Genomic DNA, 1071 nt, shown 5'->3' with positions numbered 1-1071 from the left:
AGTGCAGCAGCCGTCCAAGCTGAGGATGCGGGTTCGAGTCCCGCTAACCGCTCCAGCTCCCCGAGATTCATTCCCAACAACCCAGCCGCCGGCGCGAAGGTAGAGACGATGGCCAAGGAAAAGTTCGAACGCACTAAGCCGCACTGCAACATCGGCACCATCGGTCACGTTGACCATGGCAAGACCACGCTGACGGCCGCGATCACGATCACGCTGGCGAAGTCGGGCGGCGCGACCGCCAAGAACTACGCCGACATCGACGCCGCGCCGGAAGAAAAGGCCCGCGGCATCACGATCAACACCGCCCACGTCGAGTACGAAACGGCCAACCGCCACTACGCTCACGTTGACTGCCCCGGCCACGCCGACTACGTGAAGAACATGATCACCGGCGCCGCCCAGATGGACGGCGCGATCCTGGTCGTGTCGGCCGCCGACGGCCCGATGCCGCAGACCCGCGAGCACATCCTGCTGGCCCGTCAGGTCGGCGTGCCCGCCCTGGTCGTGTTCATGAACAAGGTCGACATGGTCGACGACGAAGAGCTGCTAGAGCTCGTCGAAATGGAAGTCCGCGAGCTGCTGTCGTCGTACCAGTTCCCGGGCGATGACATCCCGATCACCAAGGGCTCGGCCCTGGCCGCGGTCGAAGGCCGTGACGCCAACATCGGCGAAGAAAAGATCCTGGAGCTGATGGCTTCGGTCGACGCCTACATCCCGCAGCCGGAACGCCCGGTCGACCAGCCGTTCCTGATGCCGGTTGAAGACGTGTTCTCGATCTCGGGCCGCGGCACCGTGGTCACCGGTCGCGTCGAGCGCGGCATCGTCAAGGTCGGCGAGGAAGTCGAGATCGTCGGCATCCGTCCGGTCCAGAAGACGACCTGCACGGGCGTGGAAATGTTCCGCAAGCTGCTGGACCAAGGTCAGGCCGGCGACAACGTCGGCGTGCTGCTGCGCGGCACCAAGCGTGAAGACGTCGAGCGCGGCCAAGTGCTCTGCAAGCCGGGCTCGATCACCCCGCACACCAAGTTCGTGGCCGAAGCCTACATCCTGACCAAGGAAGAAGGCGGCCGT

At 64.9% G+C, this 1071-nt stretch carries 1 protein-coding gene; it reads left to right on the top strand.

What is annotated here, in order from left to right:
• Nucleotides 1-108: 108 nt before the first annotated feature.
• Nucleotides 109-1071: elongation factor Tu (gene tuf / locus NKJ21_RS27515; protein WP_254733473.1), on the top strand; the 963-nt coding region annotated here is incomplete at its 3' end.

The sequence above is a fragment of the Klebsiella sp. SWET4 genome (assembly GCF_024296565.1).
Taxonomy (GTDB): Bacteria; Pseudomonadota; Gammaproteobacteria; order Enterobacterales; family Enterobacteriaceae; genus Klebsiella; species Klebsiella variicola.
Note: the sequence above shows the minus strand (reverse complement) of the source record. Positions and strands in the feature narration are given on the sequence as shown.